Source organism: Desulfosporosinus metallidurans (assembly GCF_001936615.1).
Taxonomy (GTDB): Bacteria; Bacillota; Desulfitobacteriia; order Desulfitobacteriales; family Desulfitobacteriaceae; genus Desulfosporosinus; species Desulfosporosinus metallidurans.
In genome coordinates, this window is record NZ_MLBF01000012.1 from 77,024 (window position 1) to 95,877 (window position 18,854).

Genomic DNA, 18,854 nt, shown 5'->3' on the forward strand with positions numbered 1-18,854 from the left:
TGATGTTCTTTTCCTTACTCAAATAAGTTGATCTGCTTATTCTCGGAAACCCTGAATATCGCTTTTTCCAGTTTTTCATCGTTCTGAATCGCGTTTTCGTCACGAATTAGTTCTTCTAATTTTAAATACTCGTTGCTTCCGATGGCACTGGACCTTACTTTCAGCATGTAGATTAAGTTGAAACAATTCATGATGGAGTTCTGTTTTAGATCGGAAAGGCAGATGAGCTGTGTACGGTGTTTTTTGGCGATTTCAAAGAGTGGATTGAGTAGGTGTTCCGAGGATATTGGGCCAAACGGATTATCCATCACCAGTACACTAGAATCCTTTTCTTCGTCTGCCCCAGCAGCCTCTAGGGTACGAGATCGGGTATAAGCCATTAACGCTGATAGTACGGAGAAGTAGACGACAAACTTCTCTCCACCTGAGTTCTCTCGTACTGCGTCCTCCCAGGTCTTAAGACTGCTATTTTGCATGTTCAGATCAATCTTAAAGACTTTAACTGGAATATTTGAATTACCCAAATAGACATTCAAGAGTTCGCGACTGTACATCAGCTTGGCTACTGCCTTTTTGACGTCGTCCTCACTTTTTTCCTGTCTGGTTTCCTCTCGCACTTTAAAAATACACTCTTCGATATATTCCTTCATCCGCATACCTGCGGCATCACTAGAATCTAAGGAGAGTTCAATCTTGAGCATTTGCACGGGTCTGCTTCTTCCTTGTAGGCGTACCTTGGAATGATCCGATATCCATTCTATTTCTTCATAAAACCTCATCCCATGGAGCAGACTCTGCTGAATCATGTCCTTTTTGTTCCTCTCTAGATTGGATAATTGGTTTTCGTGGAGTTTAATTAATTCCCTAAGTTTGTCTTTATGCAGGCTCATGCGTTCATAAAGATAGTAGTATCCGTCATAGTCCATATCCACCTTATCCCATAGCAGGTCAAGCCCTTTAAAGATATTGCTGATGTTCGTATTCTTTTCCCGATAGTTTGTTTTAAGTCCGGTATAGCTGTTTTTCAGTGTGTCTGCCTGGGTTCGGTTCTTAGCTTCGACCACACGGTAGCCTTCAGCTAACATATCGGTTTGAGTCTTAACATCCTGTTCCGGCAGGAACCCTTTTTCTGGCTCAATGTTCACTCCCTTGATATAGGAGCTAATTTGATCTATCAACTTGTTATAGTCGTTGATCTTTCGGGAGATTAGCTCGATCTCCTGAACCAATTTGGTATGCTGGGTTGATAGCTTATGACGCCGTCCTTGGAAATCTCCTTTGATATCTTCCTGACTTAGAGGGAATTCCGCCCCCAGTTTTTTCACTTCCTCCGCCGCGATACGACATGCTTCCTTGGCAGCGCCCTCAATTCCGGCAGCTTGGATCGTTTCCTGTTGCCGCTTCTTACTCAACTGTTCCAGTACGTTGATTTCCGCATTAATCTCCTCTACAGTTCCTTCATCATATACCACTCCACTATATTCGCTTTCCGTCAGGCCTAGTTTAACAATCTCTTTTTCCTTTTTCGCGCACTCCGACTGCAATTCATTTTTGCGGTTTTCCAGTAGCTCGATTTCTCCACTGTACGTCGACTTCAAGGCTTGCAGTCTTTCCTCTAGGTCTGCAAGATTACCCTCGACTATTTGGGCTTCCGGCGCATCCTGATAGGTGGTGTACTTTTTCTGGATATCTCTAGACTCTCTTTCTTTCCGCTCTATTTCTGACGATAATCTCCCGATCTCTTCCTGCAACTTATCCAAGCTCGTGGCTAGTTCTGACTTTCTCCCCTCAGCACCTGTGATAGCTTCACTTACTTCTGCCAGCCTTCTCCGGCAATTCTGGTAGTCCTTTTCTTGTTCGATCCAAGCGTCAAACGTCTCGACCGCTGCCTGCGCTTTTTGCTGGGACTCTTTCATTTCTTTGATCGTTTGCTCAAGTTCTCTCTGAGCCGAGCGCAGGCTTACTTTCTCCGTTTCCAGGAAGGGCATCCTATTCGAAATCGTTTGGAGCTGCTTTTCACTGGCAGTTTTTCGTTTCCCCAGGAGATATCGATGATCAGCCTTATAAATAAAACGCCCACAGATGGCTTGCTTAGCGACTACTTCATTGCGTTCCTCCGAGTAATGCTTATACCGTTCCATGGCTTCTGCTTGCATTTGTTTCAGTTCTTCTTCAAGTCTTACATGACCATCATTGTCAAAGACCCTGCCCTCATACAGACAAACCAGAGAAATCCCTTCACCGGCCTGAACCCATCTGTCCGTAATTGAAGTCAAGCTTATTCCCAAGTCTTCATAGGCTATAATGGGAATGATGCGCCGCATTGTCAGGCTATCCATCGCTTGGGCCAGGAGTTCAATATTCTCCCTTGCTAGAATCAGGGAATAGGGCAAGACTGGATTTCCGGCAAGCATCGTTTGCCGGATTTCTGGGGATTGGTTGCGCAAATACGATTCACCGGTGTCATATTGAATATCCTTATTGGCCAGTAAGGAGACTATTTCCTCTGGGATATGCAGTCTCCCGTTTTTGAGCGAAAAAAGAGACTCCGTAGCATCGTCACGGATCCGCACAGCTTCTTGTAGAGGATGATCAAGGTTTTTGAGCAGTTGGCTAAAGGTTGTGTGGAGACGTTCCCTGTCAAACCTGAGTTCAAAGTCAAACCCGAATTTTTGGAGAATCCCTTGAATTTCCTGTTCCTGTTGTTCGTATTCGGTAATCTCTCTCTCCAGGCCATTAAGGACATTTTTTTCGTTAGACTTTGCTTCCTGTAACTCTTGGAGCTCTTGTTCCGCCTCCCGTTGTTTTTGTTCTATCGATATTTTTTCCTCAGCCAGTTTTTGCCCCTCTTTGAGCAAGTTATCCTGGTTCTTCTCAAGCTCTTGTCTTGACTTCTCTATGTCTTTCTCCGACAATTCTCCGAGCAAATTCCTATTTAAGTTGAGTTTGAGCTTGGTTTTGACGCCCCGTTCATCCACCTCAAACTGTTTCTTCTGTTGTTGAAGACTGCCTTTCTCGCCCTCAAAGCTTCTTAAGTCTCGATCCAGATTATTGGAGTCACGTTTGACCTGATCCAGTGAGTTTCCCTGATCCGCTTTTTCTTCACTTAGACGCGACAAATCTAACTCAAGCGTCTGTAAGATTTCCTGAGTGCATTTTTTGAGGGAATACTCCAGATCACGCATCCTCTCATCCGTATCGTATTGTGACCTAGAAGCGTCCAGCTTTTCATTGATCCCGGAAAGATCGGCACTTTTTTGTCTTATTTCATCCCTTAATCCAGCAGCTTGCATTATTTTTCCGGATCGTTTAGCTGCTTCAAGCTGATCTTCGTTTTCTTGACTATTTTTTTCGGCCTCGGCAAGTCTTGAGGCAGCCAAAGCATGTTCGTCATTTCTTAACCAATACGTATAGGAGCGATCCTCCAGGTTGATTCGCTGCTGTTCTTGTTTAAGGGTTTCAATTTCCAGCTTATTTTCCTCATGGTTTTCTTGGAGCACGATGGTTTCAGAGTTCAAATAAGTGTTTAAGGCAGCAAGTTTACTTCCAATGCGTTTTTGTTCTTCCAATCCGTTGAGCAGTTCGACTAAAGCCTCCACCTGCTCTCCGTAGACCCCCAAGAATTCGTCGAGAACTTGTTTTTCTAAGATAAACCGTTCGTTCTCAATGACCTCCCGCACTAAACCTTCCAACATTTCCTCCAGTCGGTGAGCTTCGGAACGATCTTTGAAGATCACTTTCTCGATCGTCTTAATGATCCATTCGTTTAACAATTGGCTGGAGTTTTTATACTTTTGGAAAATCTCGTCTAAACCGCCTTCGTGATCATTGATTTTGGCGATAATATTTCTCCACTCATCTTGAGCGATCCCGAATTCAGCCAGGCGTTTTCTGTAGCTGTCCCCATCATCATCGTAAAAGCAGCTAAAAAGATAAGGATCTCTCTTCTCCTTATCGGCCATCATCTCCCTAGCTTCTTTAAAGGGCTTGATTTCTAGAAGATTACCGTTTTTTTTGACCAGCTCAATATTGGTCAGATCAAAGGTGTTCGCGCTGGTATAGTTTGACGTGAAGGTGAAATACTTTACTCTGTTTTTCTCATCCTCAACCCCGGAAACTTCTGCGGACACCATCCCGATACCCGTCAGTAAATAACCCCCGGCTCCGTCCAACTTCCACTCGATGAGGACATAGGCCGGTAATCGTTTCTTTCGAAAAAAAGCGTTGATTCGACGTCCTTGGATTTTTATTTCCGGGACGATGGGTTGAAATAACAGCTGAACTAGGACACTTTTCCCCCCGCCATTCGCCAGACTTAGCAGGGCGTTTTCTCCACCGTGAAAATTAAAGGTTTCATCCTGAATATGCCGCGAATCATTATTGTACGAAAAGTTAATAATTCGAATTCGGTTGATTCTAGGCATCCAGCACAGCTCCTTCGAAAAACTCTTTAATCTCTTCTACTCGGCTATCATCTAGGTAATAATTCAGCATTAAATCATCCAGTTTCCTGGTGGGACGTAGTTCACGATCGTCATCCACAAGTCTTAGCAGGTTTTCCCGTTCTAACAGTCGACAAGTGTTCAAAATCGTGCCTGTTTTTGTTTTACGGCCTCTTTCCTCGAAATCCTGTTTGCTTTCCCATAGCTCTGCAATCCTCGTAAAATTCAGGGCATATTTTTCCTCCAGCACCTTGGCCTGCTCACTATCCGCTAAAGCCATACTAAAGCGCCTGTCCAGTTCCTCAATTAACTTGCTGATTCTTAGGAATTCTCGTTGCTTTGGATTCCGATTCCGTCCACCATAAAACAAGTACAAAATGAACATAGAGATATAACTAAGCAGGTAGGCATCCACGAGTTTGGCGTCCGTTGCAACCCCTTCCCGTATGTCCTTCGTCGTAAAGCCAAGAACTCCGTTCCCACTGTTCGGGAGCAGATAGAGACTCCCCGCCACTTCGATGGTCTTAAAATCGAGTTCTTCCTCAAATTCCGCCAGAATTGCCCTGACCTCCACATTACGAAATTCCAGGAAGAGATCTCCCTCAGTTTCTCGATCCAGCTGTCCCTTTTCCAGCAATTTTCGATAGATTTTAAGCGCCGTTTTAATATCGCTCACCCAAAGCTCACCTCAATCCTAAAATCGCTGATAGCGATGCGCCTGCTAAACATCTCTTCCCCAATATGGGTTTCAATTTCCTGTTCAAATAATTGTTCGTCCGGTTTACTGATCTCAAGTTTTTTGATCCCAAATAAATCCGGCTGCGTATATTCAAGGCGATACAAACAATAGCTGACATCAAGTTCTCCGGTGGCATTAGCCACGACATCTTCCTGCTGCGTTTTCCATTTATTGATATCGATAACCTGAAGATCATAAAGCTTAAGCATGGTCTTAAAAATCAAATCATCAGCAGTTAATTCTTGAAATACGTTTTCGTTACTTTCCAGATCATGAAATAATTCGCCAAACCTGAAGGACTCTCTTTTGCGATCGGCAAACTCTAAAATGCTCCGGATAAACTCGATATTACTGTCATTTATTTTGCTAATTCTGCGCAGTTCCGTGTCTTCACTCAGCTCCTCCACAACAATACTCTGAGTGACCTCTTCTTCCTGTTTAAGCCTTGCTTGTCGATCAAATAAAGTTAATAAGTTGAGGGTGCGGTCCGGATTTGGCTTGAATAAGGGGTTCAATAATTGCCAGAGTGAGGAAATATTGTTTTCTTCACACTTTTCTAAGGGTTTTAAGATCATCTGTTCGAGGTCATAATAGCGAGCCCTAGAAAGAGCAAAGGAATCCGCAATCGTTTCCTTATAGATTCTCGACAAACTGAGACGTTCAAGAATCAGTTCTTTCTGTTCGCTAATGGTTAGATTGATATTTCGTCGGATGACGGCAATCTCTGAGCGTGCTTTTGTCATCTGTTCGTCTAAAGCTCCCCTGGTGTCTTCCTCTTCTTTTAGGCGTTCTTCTGAAAGCACGATCATAACGCGAATCTCATTCATCATGCCGTATTCTTCTTCTAGTAAGGTGTAAGTACTGGATACCAAGCGTTCAAATTCTTCAATGTTGACATCGTAGATGTTTTCTCGAACCTTCTGAACAAACTGCCTTATATCGTTCTTCTTTTGCCGAATCATCTGCACAAGGTTCGCACTTTGCCCGATCGCTTTTTTGTAGTTTTTGCGCTTAATCAGTTCTCGCAATTTTAGTTCTTCTATAGTAAAGCTGATTTCCTGTTCGACTTCTTTCGTTCTAAAGAGTAAATCATACCCCTGATCTGTCAGCTGATAATTCAAGACATAGCCACGCTGATCATCGATGAGCTTGTCATCAATCAGTCGGATCCGAAGTTGTTCCATTCCCTGCCCGTACTTCATAACCGGGTAGTATCTGGCCTCGCCCCCATTTTGCAGAATGTCCTTGATGATGTATTCTGTCAGCTTGCGAATGACTTCCGAGCTCAGGTTTAGAGAATATTCAGGAATGATCTGAGCAACAAAGTTGGCAATGCTATCCATCGTACAATCTTCGTCCTCGGTTAACGTCCTTTCCATGATGAACACTAGGATAGAAAGGATAATGTTATCTAACTGCCCAGGCCCAAACAATCTCTCAAACTCCATTTTTCGATTGAGACGATTGATAATGGAGTCAATGGCCGCGACAAGTTGCATCCTCTGTTCAAAGCCTTCTAGAAACTCAAGTTTTGTAATACCCACTCCATCTAACCCTCGTTTCTTTTACTTTAGAATTTTTGCTGCCACTTGATAATTGACAATCTCTTGGGGTATATACTTACCCTCTGCCAACAAGGCTCTGAGGCTCTCCTCATTAGGCAATCCCAATAACGAAAGAAATTCGGGAAGTGGACCAATAACTCCTCTTTGATCGAGTGACTTTGGCAATTTGACCGTTTCAGCCAGTTCTAGCATGAGACGATACAAAGAGGAGAAGGGTTTTAGCTCAAGTGACGGGTTGGCTTCTCTGGTTCGAAAAAACAGACGGATTCCTTCCCAGTCGAGATCGCCAAAGTAGAGAAAGCAGGCTGCTCGTCCTCCCTGGCCTTCTTGTCCACCCAACATAGTGGCACTGTAGTCTTCCAAGGCCCCTCGCTTCGTGATCTTATTCCCTTCACCATATAGGAGCACATTGACGGCAGTGCCTGCTATGCTATTTTTGCCCGTCTCTTGCATGAGCTTTCTGAACGTAAACCAAGTGTCTTTATTCTCGATCACTAAGACCGTCATAGGATCGCAACGCTTATGACGATATTCGAAAAATGGCTCGGGAGTATCATAATAATTAAGGAACTTCTCGTCTAAACGATTAAACGTAAGCACTTCCTTGACTAAGGCCATATGCACATCCAACAACTTTTCCCTGCCCCATACCGAAAATGACCGTTCCTTGCGTGACATAGGCCTTTTTAATAAATCTTGAGTATACCACAAATACCTGCTAATCCCTTCCACGATCTCCAAGTGTTTTTTATATAATTCTGGTCTTTGTAAATAGCCGGAAATGTTTAACATCGGATTGAGACGACGAACCGACTCAAGGTAAGCGGTATTATCTTCTTGCGGTTTGATGATTCGATATTTATTAAAGAGGGGCGGCAAGCGTCCATTCGTTTTAGAAGACTTCACCGGACTAAGAACTCCGCTCTCCACCAGCCTTTCAACTTCGGCGTGAAAGAGATCATAGTCTGATTCCTGGAAAATCTGTTGTAGTTCCTCATCAGAAATCGTTTTGTTGACGTTTTTGAATACTTTTTTGAGCCGTTCCATACTAATCTCCTCTATATCTCATCTTACAGTAGCCCTATCATTTGCAAATCTTGTATAATACTCACCTAAATATACCTTTTTCACATATCATTGACAACAACTAAGCTCGTTAGTCTCAGTCGTTTCGCGATGCCTTTTTGCCATTGAAGCGTAGCCACTGCCCTCTATTTTTTACACAGAATTCAGCGTTCCGCTAAGGTAACTACTGAAACCTACGCGGAACGACAATAACTGATAGCTCGCAAGCATTTCAAAAAAAGATTGCAGGATTTCTTGAAATTGCAAAGAATACTAATGAAATAGACAATCTCCTATAATGCTGACAGAGCCAAGATCTTTGATTTTTCAAAGCCCTACGCGACTATTGATGTCCCCATTTTTTTCAGAAGAATATTTCCGGGATTACCGATGTCAATTCTTTAAAGGGATTTACGGTGGCCGCGAAAAAAGGAGATAACAGTATCGATATTCTCAAGGAACATGGTATAACTAATATTGTAGAATATGATACGACAGAGGCTGTTGTCCAAGCAGCCAAGGATCACAAGGCCGTGATATTTACGATGGGGAGAAACAGGGGGACAGGTTCGTTGTTTCAAAATTGAAATTGAAATTCAAATAACTTTGAAAAGCTTCTAATTAATGATTCATTTTGGTAAGGGCTAAGCTAAATAATCTGAATTAAAATCCCACGGATTTTCAAGTCCGTGGGATTTTGAATTCAACAAGAATAGACTGTTTAGTTGAACAGTTCAACTGTCTTTTTAGCTATCCTTTCTCCAAATATTCTTGCCCTTTCTTTCTGGCCTTCGTCCCCCTCTTGAATGCACACAGGACCAAAGTGAATAAAAGGCTGTCCCTCAGCAACGCCTGACGAATAGACCAACATCCCTTTTACCAACAACTCTGCAATTAATGCTAACTCTGCCACCTCTCCACCACCACCGACATAATTTGCTGTAGCAAAAACGGCCCCTAGTTTTCCTCCAAACTTGACAGTCCTTGCCGTATCCAACCATTGCTTTATTTGCCATGAAAAAGTGCCAGTAATAGTTGGGGACCCAAAGATGACTGCTTTGGCCTCCGTTAAGAATTCATTATCAACTTCTTCAATGGACATGCTTTTCGCTTCGACATTTTCAATTATGTTCGCACCTTGCGCAATGAGTTCTGCTACCTTTTTGGTATTTCCAGTCTTGCTGTAATAAACGATCGCAATTTTCATAAAAATTCTCCTCCTTCAATACACTATTTTAACACTATTCATAATAGTGTTAAAATAGCTGGCGGAAAAATCTGCGGAACGTGAGATACTTAGGTACTAAATAGGCAATAGCTTAACTATCTGATAAAGGTGGCACCTGGACATTGGAGCAGTATACCGATTGGCTGGCCGATGCTGGTTTTCAAAATGTGAGGTTAAACGAAGTTGCTGGCCGGCAAATCGCTACCGCGGTGTACGACAGCCCCGCCCAAACATCCGGCAAATAATGATAGCAAATGCACAACCCACACCCGGTTAATCCCGGAAATTCCACCGCTTTCCTAGCCCGCTGAACCACAAAAACAGATTTGTCCTTCCTCTGCTAAGTCATCCTTAATATTACCCTCATTGATCAGCGCATGGCTAAAATCTGGTGTCCCGCTTCCGAATATTGCTTCGACAGCATTATTATTGTTTATCATTATATTTGAGATAGCCAAGGCAACTTCTGCCACCAAGTTCAGTCTTTCTATCCACTTAAAGCAATAAAAATTGGTAACTGGATGACGGGATCCATCCTTAGCAGGTGTAGAGAACCACACTGTATAACTGTACCCTTCATAGGACTCATCCTTACAACGATTAAACGTGGCAGTGTCAGGAATTGAAATCTTATTCCTCCCCAATTTTATTGAGGCATTCCGAGCTGCTAGGATTTTCTGGGCGTCAATATTCTTCTTCAGAAAATTTATGACCGCAACATCGGCAAGGGTGCTGGTATCCCCCATTGCCCGACCCTCGGCGATGTCCTTAAGAAGACGCCTCATAATCTTTCCGCTTCGAGTCTTAGGTAATTCAGCCGTCAAAAAAATGTCATCCGGTCGTGCAAGTGAACCGATTTTTAGTACAACATGTGCTTTTAGTTCATCAATTAGCTCATCGCCGATTACTATTCCTTCTTTTAAACTAACGAAGGCAAATACCGCTTGGCCCTTTACTTCGTGAGTTCTACCCACGCAGGCCGCTTCAGCAACCGATGGATGATCAACCAAAGCACCTTCTACTTCCGCCGTCCCAATCCGATGCCCCGAGACATTGATGACATCATCCACACGTCCAATCACCCAGAAATAACCATCTTCATCCCATTTCGCTTCGTCTCCAGTAAAATACACACCAGTAAACTGGCTCCAATACGTGTCCTCATAGCGTTTGTCATCACCATACACCGTTTTAAGCATCGCAGGCCAGGGCTCGCGAACCACTAAATACCCACCCTCACCTTTCGGTACTGGTGTGCCCATATGATCCACTATTTCTATATGGACACCTGGGAACGGAATCGTGCACGATCCTGGCTTTAGTGGAGTAATCCCTGGAACGGGTGTCATCATAATCATTCCCGTTTCCGTTTGCCACCAGGTATCTACTATGGGGCAGCGCTCTCCCCCAATATATTTGTAATACCACATCCAAGCTTCTGGGTTAATCGGTTCACCAACCGAACCCAATAGCCGTAAACTTGAAAGATCCCTGCCTAAAGGATAGCTTTCCCCCCATTTCATAAACGTGCGGATCGCGGTTGGTGCAGTATATAAAATTGTCACCTTATATCTCTCGATGATTTCCCAATACCGATCCTTTTCCGGATAATCCGGAGCTCCTTCATACATGAAAACTGTTGCACCATTCGATAATGGTCCATACACCAAATAACTATGTCCTGTTATCCAGCCAACATCCGCAGTACACCAATATACATCTTCTTCCTTGACGTCAAATACCCATTCGTGCGTTGTTGAAACCCCAACCATATAACCACCGACAGTATGAACCACTCCTTTGGGTTTTCCCGTTGTTCCGCTCGTGTAAAGAATAAAAAGCATATCATCCGCATCCATTGGTTCAGCTGGGCAGACGATTGAGACATTCTTGATGACCTCGTGATACCACATATCCCGTTCTTCTTGCATGTCCACAGGCTGACCCGTCCGTTGAACAACGATAACTTTTTTAACACACGTTACATTTTTCAGTGCTTGATCCACACTTTCTTTCAATGGGATAATATTTCCACGACGAAAACTACCATCTGATGTGACAACAACTTTTGCCTGAGCGTCTAGGACTCTGTCCCTTAAAGCTTCCGCACTAAACCCACCAAATACGACACAATGAGGAGCTCCAATCCTAGCACAAGCGAGCATCGCGATCACTGCCTCTGGTATCATAGGCATATAGATTGTCACGCGGTCTCCCTTTTCTACCCCAAAAGATTTAAGCACATTCGCAAACTGGGATACCTCACGATAAAGATCCTGATAGGTTAAGACTCTACGATCTCCCAGTTCTCCTTCAAATATAAGGGCCGCTTTATTTCGACGCGCCCCCTCTAAATGTCGATCTAAGCAATTATAAGCTGCATTTAATGTTCCGCCGACATACCACTTTGCAAAAGGATGACTCCATTCTAAAACGGTGTCCCACGGTTTAAACCAGTCCAACCGTTTTCCCTGTTCGTCCCAAAACTTCGTCCGATCTCGCCCTAGTTCGTGAATTTCAGGGTTTCGCATTACGGCTTTTGAACTAAACCCTGTAGGAGGGAAAAACAACCGTTTTTCCTCCATTAATCCCTCACGGTGTTTCTCTTTCATATATCACATCTCCTATCAATTATTTGTTATATAATACACCATTTGTATCAGAATGTTAAGAATATTTTATTTACAATTTTGGATAGTTGTCCCAGTTGCTAAGGGAAACAAGGGGACAGGTACGTTGTTTCAGATACTGGAAACAACGTACCTGTCCCCTTCTTTTCTCCCCTTCTTTCCAAATACCCCACCATAAAACGACATTAAAAATCGGAATAGTTTGGTAAAATATTATTACTATTAAATGCTAGGTCAAGTATTAAGGAGGGATAAATGTGAGACAGATTCTAGTCAGAAGCGAACATTGCCTAGGGTGTAAGAGCTGTGAGCTGGCTTGCGCGGTTGCCCACTCGACTAGCAAGACCTTGTTCGAGGCGATTGCAGAACCTAAAGCGCCACAAAAACGGATCTTTGTTGAGTCCAATGGGGGGCTTAATTTTCCATTGCAATGTCGGCAATGTTTAGATGCTCCTTGTGTTCATGCCTGTATGAGTGGAGCTATGCAGTATGACTTGAAAACTGGGCTAATTCAAGTCGATGAGCAAACGTGTGTTGGATGCATGATGTGCGTGATGGTCTGCCCGTTTGGAGTCATCGCGGAAATTCCTGCTACTCATAGAGTCGCCAAGTGTGACCGTTGTCAGGCCTTAGATTATGATCCGGCTTGTATCTCAGCCTGTCCGACGAAGGCTTTGGAATTTGTTGAGGTTCGAGAGTTTGCCCACAGTGGCCGGCAAACCTTCCTAGACCAAATGAAGGGAGTCAACTAATATGAAATCTCAAAAATCAATTGATCCTGCCGTCTTAGAATTATTACCTAAAGCGGCTTTAGATGGGGCAGAAACGGTTTGGGATCGTCATGAAGCACAACAACCCCAATGTGGTTTTGGAAGTTTAGGAGTCTGTTGCCGACATTGTGTTCAAGGTCCTTGTCGGATTGATCCCTTTGGTACCGGGCCGAAAAAAGGAATTTGCGGAGCAAATGCGGATACAATAGTTGCTCGCAATTTACTCAGGCAAGTGGCCGGCGGAGCTGCGGCCCATGTTGACCATGCCTATGAGGCTGTTGAAGCTTTAGAGTTGGCAGCTAATGGAGAAATTAATTACACCATCACTGACGAAACCAAATTGCAACAGATCGCCCGCGGGTTCGGCTTGGAGATCTCTGGCAAAAGCAAAGCAGAACTAGCCTTGGAAGTTGTCGAAGTTGCTTATGCTGATCTGGCTAACCATGGAAATAAGCCTGTGCAATGGTTGATGGCCAATGCACCCAAAGAGAGAATTGCCGTTTGGAAGAGTCTGGGAATTCTTCCTCGCAATCCTGATCGAGAAATCCGTGAAGCAATGCATCAGACAACCATGGGTATGGATGCTGATCCCGTGAATCTTGTCCTAGCTACCGCTAAACAAGGGCTAGTGGACGGCTATTCCGGTCTAAAACTGGCAACAGACATGCAAGATATCCTTTTTGGGACACCTACACCAGTTGTGACAGAAGCTAATTTAGGGGTTCTCAAGGAAGACTACGTTAATCTCATCGTACATGGGCATGTCCCCTTACTATCGGAAAAAATCGTCTATTGGGCTGGCAAACTCCAAGAGGAGGCAATCCTAGCCGGAGCAAAAGGAATCTTAGTTTCCGGGATTTGCTGTACAGGTAATGAAGTTTTAATGCGCAAAGGGATCCCGTTGGTTACTAACTTCTTGGCTCAAGAAATCGCCATTGTTACTGGAGCCGTTGACACTATGATCGTAGACGTACAATGTATTATGCCTTCTCTAACTCAAGTGGCTTCTTGTTATCATACTGAAATCGTCACAACTATGCCGATCGTCAAATTGCCTGGAGCTACCCATGTTCCCTTTACTTTAGAAAGCGCGGATGAAACGGCTCAGGAAATTGTGCGCAAGGCCATCACTTCTTACGGACGAAGGGACAGCAAGAAGATTAAAATTCCCAATTACAAACGTAAGATTATGGCGGGATTCAGTGTGGAAGCCATTATTGGGGCTCTATCAGCAGTGGACCCTGACCAACCTCTGAAGCCTCTAGTTGATAATATTGTCAATGGTAACATTTTAGGAGTCGTGGCAACGGTGGGGTGCAACAATGTCAAAGTGACTCAGGATTTCATGCATGTGGAATTGGTGAAAGAGCTTGTAAAAAATAATGTATTAGTCGTCGCTACGGGATGTTCCGCTCATGCACTGGCAAAGGCCGGTCTTATGAATTCCGAAGGAACTGAGACTTATGCTGGAGAGGGTTTGAAAGCAGTCTTGTGCGCTATTGGCCAGGCGGCAGGCCTCGGTGCTCCACTTCCACCAGTACTGCATATGGGAAGCTGTGTGGATAATTCAAGGATTGGAGATCTGGTCACAGCGATTGCTGCCTATCTCAATGTGGATACCTCCTTATTGCCGGTAGCGGCGAGTGCTCCAGAACTCCAGCATGAAAAAGCCCTGAGTATCGGAACTTGGGCTGTGACCATGGGGCTTACCACTCACCTTGGAGTTGTTCCACCCGTGCTAGGGAGCAAAGCGGTGACAGAGTTGCTTACCAATGGCCTTACTGATGTGATCGGGGGAAAATTCTATGTCGAAACCGATCCCTTGAAAGCAGCCCAAGGACTTCTTGAGGATATCCGAGCAAAACGAAAAAAACTCGGACTTCCTAATTAAGGGAAGGAAGAAATTATGACTTATATCGTTGTTGGCAATAGCGCAGCAGGATTGTTTGCGGTTGAAGAGATCCGAAGGCACGACACACAGTCAGAACTCATTGTCCTCACGGCAGAACAAGAACCTAGTTATTCTCGTTGCCTTACCACTTATTTCTTAGCAGGAGATATTCCTGCTTCCCACCTTTACTTGCGTAACACTGATTTCGCCAAACGACTGAATCTAAAGATTGTTTACGGAGTCAAGGTGAACGGGATCGATCCCACGCGTCAAGTTGTTCGAAGTGCTGATGGGTGGGAGTGGCGCTATAGCAAACTTTTGCTCGCCATGGGGTCTTCAGCGAATAAACTCACCATTCCAGGTGGAACTCTTCCGGAAGTTTTTACTCTACGCACGATAGAGGATGCTTTAGCCATTAATAAGGTCTTGGAGCAAGGAGCGCAAAAGGCCGTCGTCATCGGAGGAGGTTTGGTCAGTTTAAAGAGCGCTTATGCCTTGAGAAAACGTGGACTTGAGGTCACAGTTGTGGTCTCCTCCGGACAGATCCTCTCCCAAATGCTTGATCTAAAGGCTGCTGGCATGATTCAAGAGCACTTGAGAGTCAATGGACTTAAATTTCGTTTACAGACTGAGGCTATAACTATCACCGGAGAAGACCATGTTCAGGGCGTGCTGATCGCACCAAAAACAGAACTTGCCACTGAATTAGTGATTGTTGGCAAGGGAGTTCGTCCAAACATCGGTAAATTAAGAAATTTCGGTTTCAATATTGGGCAGGGCCTTCAGGTAGATTCTTCGTTAGCCACTAACCTTCCCAATATTTACGCGGCCGGGGATATTGCAGAAACTTGGGACCTTGTTCGCCAGAAATTCACTGTGAATGCCACTTGGCCGAATGCTACGACCCAAGGCAGAATTGCCGGAGCAAATATGTGCGGAAGACAAGAGGTTTATCCAGGATCCCTTGGCTTAAACTCTGTGGATTTTTTTGGGCTCTCGGCCATGTCCGTTGGAATCACGAAACTCCAAGACAACAATGATCCGGGAGATTGGGACCAAGAAGAAACCCTGAAAATGGTGGGAGATAAGCCCAACTATCGTAAACTGATTTGGCAGGGGGACATTTTAAAGGGATTTGTCCTGCTTGGTGACACATCTCAATGCGGTGTATTGACGGGCTTAATTAAAACAGGTCGCCCCCTAACCCAAGCCCAAAAGAATTTGACGTTGGGTAAAAGCGGAACCCTAGCGGTAGGACTGATGAAGTAGAAAAGTGGCGGCCTTGTACGTGAATTGCAGGCCGCCGTGATCGATTATGCCAATGTGACGTTGAATCTTAATATTTATCGTATAGTTTCGTTTCTCTGATCTGTCAAAGTTAGACTAATAACCGAATGCCGTTTTGGACATCGTTGAGGATTGAATTGGTAAAAAGGAGGATACGAAACATGATTATTCAAAGTAATTATGGAGAAGTGAGTCAGTTTCTCATGGGAAAAGAAATTAACGGAAACGTTCTGTATAGCATGGCAGTATATTATGTGGATGGCCTATTAATTGATACTGGTCCTAAAACGGTCATGAAGGAAGCGCGGAGCATTTTTCAAGATATTCAGGTTGAAAAAGTTGTTAACACCCATCACCATGAGGATCACATAGGCAATAATTTATATTTTCAGGAAAAAGGAATCCCTATTTTTGCGCATGAGCTTGCTGTACCACTCATTAATGATCCGTCGCAGTGGATTCCTAGGCTATTAGACTATCAAAAATTGGTATGGGGCACTCCTCCATCGTCCATCAGCAGCCCCTTAGGAGACAGTATTGAAGGCAACAACTATAGATTCAAGGTAATTCATACACCCGGTCATTCTCCCGATCATATTTCCTTGCTGGAGGAGAAAAACGGTTGGCTTTTTACTGGTGATATGTTTCTGGGAGAAAAGGTTAAACTGATGCGCAGTGATGAAGATGTTCACTTGAGTATGGTCTCCCTTACCAAACTGCTTGATTATGAGTTTGATACAATATTTTGCTGCTCTGGGCGAGTGTTTGATAATGCCAAACAGCGTGTAAACGACAAATTAAGCTGGTGGCAAGGTCTTTACCAACAGATTGTTCAGATGGTAGAACAAGGGTATGATACGACAGTTATTCGAGATAAATTACTAGGCGAAGAAAATGCATTCGCTCAATTGACAGGAGGAGACATATCGAAGCTTAATCTGATTCGATCGTTTTTGTCATCCCTTCCCACTGAATAATAGAACTCTGAACGAAGCAAGGGATTAAATTTCCCTTGCTTCGTTCTTGCTTCTCTTAAACACTAAACTTGCGAACAGCTTCCTGAAGATTCTGGGCCAGCGTGGCAAGGCTCTGGCTAGAGAATGCGATTTCTTCCTTTGATTATCCCCAAGGTAATGTTAATTTAAGCAGATTACTTACCAAGGATAAACTTGTTCTTGGCTGCTTCCATTAGAAGTCCCAGAGAATTGGCCGGGGGACCTTCGTATTTTCGTCCCTCGATGTAGAGATCTACAACTTGAATCTCTGTTAATTTTTCGGGCGGTACCGTTAGCGGATTCTTATCGAGCACCACAAGATCAGCCATTTTCCCCTCCGTCAAGGTACCTCTGGTTGCTTCGTCAAACGATAGACGTGCCGGCCAATTGGTATGCATCCGCAAGGCATCCAGCACCGATATTCGTTGTTCAGAGTTCGGATGCCGGCAAGCAGCAAATATTCCATGCATTGGATTGGGCAGTGTACAAGGGGCATCGGAGCTGCTGGCTATTGTTACGCCATACTCAAGCATGCTTTTGAGAGGGATTAGGTCATTCATCCGTTTTCCGAGGATTTGCTCCAGATAGCTAATGGGCTCCTGCTCCCAGTAAAGGAATGGGGATTGGACGGCGAAGTGCAGTCCAAGTTTGGCAGCCCTCTCCAGTAGAGACGGAGGGATCAGATCCGCATGAATGATGATATGCCGATGGTCAGTCCTAGGATGATCTTTCAGGACCTCTTCATAAGCCACGATGGCTTGTTCGACAGCAGCATCACCAATCGCGTGCATCGAAACCTGAAGTTCTTGGCGATTTGCCCTTTTGACGAAGTCATTGACTGTTTGCTGAGTGTAGACAAGTACCCCTTTGTTATTACTATTATTGCTATAAGGTTGAGAAAGGGCAGCATCCTCTGAACCGAAACAACCATCAAGGGCCGTAGCAAAACAGCCGCCGATGCGCGGCATTTTTCGTCTTAGAACCTTATCGACGTCCATGGTCTGAAAATAAATGCGGAAATTCAGGGGTAAACCGTGGGCCGCCACACGCATCATATCCACGTCAATATCCCGAGGGAATCCGACCCCTTCAACAGTATGAACCAAACCTATACCCCGTCTGGCTAAATAGTCTGCACCGTTGATTAGATTTTTAAGTACCTTGAATGGTGAGACAGACCCCGTTATGTAATTAACACCATCATAAAATGCTTGATGATAAAGCCACCCTGTTTCACGGTTAAATCCTAGGCTTCTTTGAATTGACTCAGGAAACTTGGCTTGTAAAGCGGTGTTCGCAACCGCCGCATGTCCATCGTACTTAACCAGCAGGAGGGGAATATTTGAGATTTTATCCAAATCAGCACGCTCTGGTAGCCGCTTCTCTTTGACAGTGTGAGCAGAGCAGCCAAACCCCAAAATGAGCTTTTCCTGAGGATAGCTGGTTCTGTACCCGTTAATGATGTCACCCATTTCGTTAAAGTCGCGAGCAGTACGGACATCTACAGTAGACTGGAACAAGGCAAACGAAGCAAAATGAAGATGGGTGTCCGCAAAAGCCGGCACAACGCATTTTCCGCCCAAATCTACTCGCTCCTTAATGCCAGCATACTCATCCGATATTCTGTCCCCAATATGAACGATCTTACCGTGGTCCTCAATCAAGACATGAAAGATCCTATTCTCGTCCTCACAAGAAATAAATTCCCCGTTTTCATAGATTCTCATCTTCTCACCCCTTTTCGGAACTTGTCAGATCATCTCACGAGTACCAGGTACATGTTTCGGTTATTCTAATTACGTCAATATCTATTACCATTAATTTGACGGATACCCTGTAATCTCCTGCACAGTCCAAAAAGTGATAAACAAATGCAAAAATCCCTAGACGCAGTAGCAATTGACGTTTTAGGGATTCTTTCTGTATAGAAAACTCTCTTGGTGCATTGTCCTACTCCATCCAGTTCCTTCTTTAGGGGTTTAATTCTCAACATTAACTTAGTAGTATCCTAGAAACTCCTGTTTCTTGGATAGCTACCTTTTCTATTTGACCTGATGCCGCTTGACGGAAACGGATAATGGGTTCTTCCATGGTCTCTTTGTATAGGTTGTAAGCTCCACAAGGGAAGGGTATTTTTGGCGGTAACGACAAGGATATTGCGTGATTGCAACTTCCGTAACGTTGGATAATCGAAATGGTCTGTATGAGCGTGCGATACGAGTAATAAATCGGCCTCTTGTCT

At 44.2% G+C, this 18,854-nt stretch carries 12 protein-coding genes and 1 pseudogene; 5 read left to right on the forward strand and 8 right to left on the reverse strand.

Features of this window, described 5'->3' with window-relative positions; all coding sequences use genetic code 11:
• Positions 1-14: 14 nt before the first annotated feature.
• Genes DSOL_RS10170 through DSOL_RS10185 form a run of 4 tightly spaced genes read right to left on the reverse strand, consistent with a single transcriptional unit; the run spans position 15 to position 7,793 of the window.
• Entirely contained in the window at positions 15-4,424 is a 4,410-nt protein-coding gene (locus DSOL_RS10170) for a coiled-coil domain-containing protein (RefSeq protein WP_075364752.1), read from the reverse strand.
• Positions 4,417-5,118, reverse strand: coding sequence for a DUF6063 family protein (locus DSOL_RS10175; RefSeq protein WP_075364753.1), 702 nt, complete (start codon positions 5,116-5,118; stop codon positions 4,417-4,419). The genes DSOL_RS10170 and DSOL_RS10175 overlap by 8 nt, the downstream gene beginning before the upstream one ends.
• Entirely contained in the window at positions 5,115-6,725 is a 1,611-nt protein-coding gene (locus tag DSOL_RS10180; protein ID WP_075364754.1) for a hypothetical protein, read from the reverse strand. Before DSOL_RS10180 ends, DSOL_RS10175 begins: the two co-directional genes overlap by 4 nt.
• Positions 6,726-6,746: 21 nt before the next feature.
• The gene (locus DSOL_RS10185) at positions 6,747-7,793 is read right to left on the reverse strand and encodes a hypothetical protein (RefSeq protein WP_075364755.1); all 1,047 of its coding nucleotides are present in this window, start codon (positions 7,791-7,793) and stop codon (positions 6,747-6,749) included.
• Between the two features lie 434 nt (positions 7,794-8,227).
• Here DSOL_RS10185 and DSOL_RS28805 point away from each other — a divergent pair, with 434 nt between their 5' ends.
• Entirely contained in the window at positions 8,228-8,398 is a 171-nt protein-coding gene (locus DSOL_RS28805) for a hypothetical protein (protein WP_235838766.1), read from the forward strand.
• Positions 8,399-8,532: 134 nt separating this feature from the next.
• Here the strand turns inward: DSOL_RS28805 and DSOL_RS10195 are convergent, their stop codons facing one another.
• Together DSOL_RS10195 and acs are read right to left on the reverse strand one after the other, a co-directional pair.
• Positions 8,533-9,018: a flavodoxin family protein gene (locus DSOL_RS10195; protein ID WP_075364756.1), complete on the reverse strand. Its 486-nt coding sequence runs from the start codon at positions 9,016-9,018 to the stop codon at positions 8,533-8,535.
• Between the two features lie 320 nt (positions 9,019-9,338).
• Positions 9,339-11,651, reverse strand: coding sequence for an acetate--CoA ligase (gene acs / locus DSOL_RS10200; RefSeq protein WP_075364757.1), 2,313 nt, complete (start codon positions 11,649-11,651; stop codon positions 9,339-9,341).
• Between the two features lie 275 nt (positions 11,652-11,926).
• Between acs and DSOL_RS10205 the strand changes: the two genes are divergently transcribed.
• From DSOL_RS10205 to DSOL_RS10220, 4 genes are all read left to right on the forward strand, one after another.
• Positions 11,927-12,421, forward strand: coding sequence for a 4Fe-4S dicluster domain-containing protein (locus tag DSOL_RS10205; RefSeq protein WP_075364758.1), 495 nt, complete (start codon positions 11,927-11,929; stop codon positions 12,419-12,421).
• A 1-nt stretch (position 12,422) separates the two neighbouring features.
• Positions 12,423-14,330, forward strand: a complete 1,908-nt coding sequence (gene cooS, locus DSOL_RS10210) for an anaerobic carbon-monoxide dehydrogenase catalytic subunit (protein WP_075364759.1) — start codon at positions 12,423-12,425, stop codon at positions 14,328-14,330.
• A 15-nt stretch (positions 14,331-14,345) separates the two neighbouring features.
• Positions 14,346-15,599 (forward strand): NAD(P)/FAD-dependent oxidoreductase, encoded by a 1,254-nt coding sequence (locus tag DSOL_RS10215; protein WP_075364760.1) that lies wholly within the window; start codon positions 14,346-14,348, stop codon positions 15,597-15,599.
• Positions 15,600-15,778: 179 nt separating this feature from the next.
• Entirely contained in the window at positions 15,779-16,594 is an 816-nt protein-coding gene (locus tag DSOL_RS10220; RefSeq protein WP_075364761.1) for an MBL fold metallo-hydrolase, read from the forward strand.
• 173 nt (positions 16,595-16,767) lie between these two features.
• On the opposite strand, the gene DSOL_RS10225 is transcribed toward DSOL_RS10220, so the two are convergent.
• On the reverse strand, positions 16,768-18,339 hold the full coding sequence (locus DSOL_RS10225) for an amidohydrolase (protein ID WP_075364762.1): 1,572 nt from the start codon (positions 18,337-18,339) through the stop codon (positions 16,768-16,770).
• A 389-nt stretch (positions 18,340-18,728) separates the two neighbouring features.
• A pseudogene (locus DSOL_RS29990) lies at positions 18,729-18,842 on the reverse strand (MBL fold metallo-hydrolase); the annotation flags it as partial.
• Between the last annotated feature and the right edge of the window lie 12 nt (positions 18,843-18,854).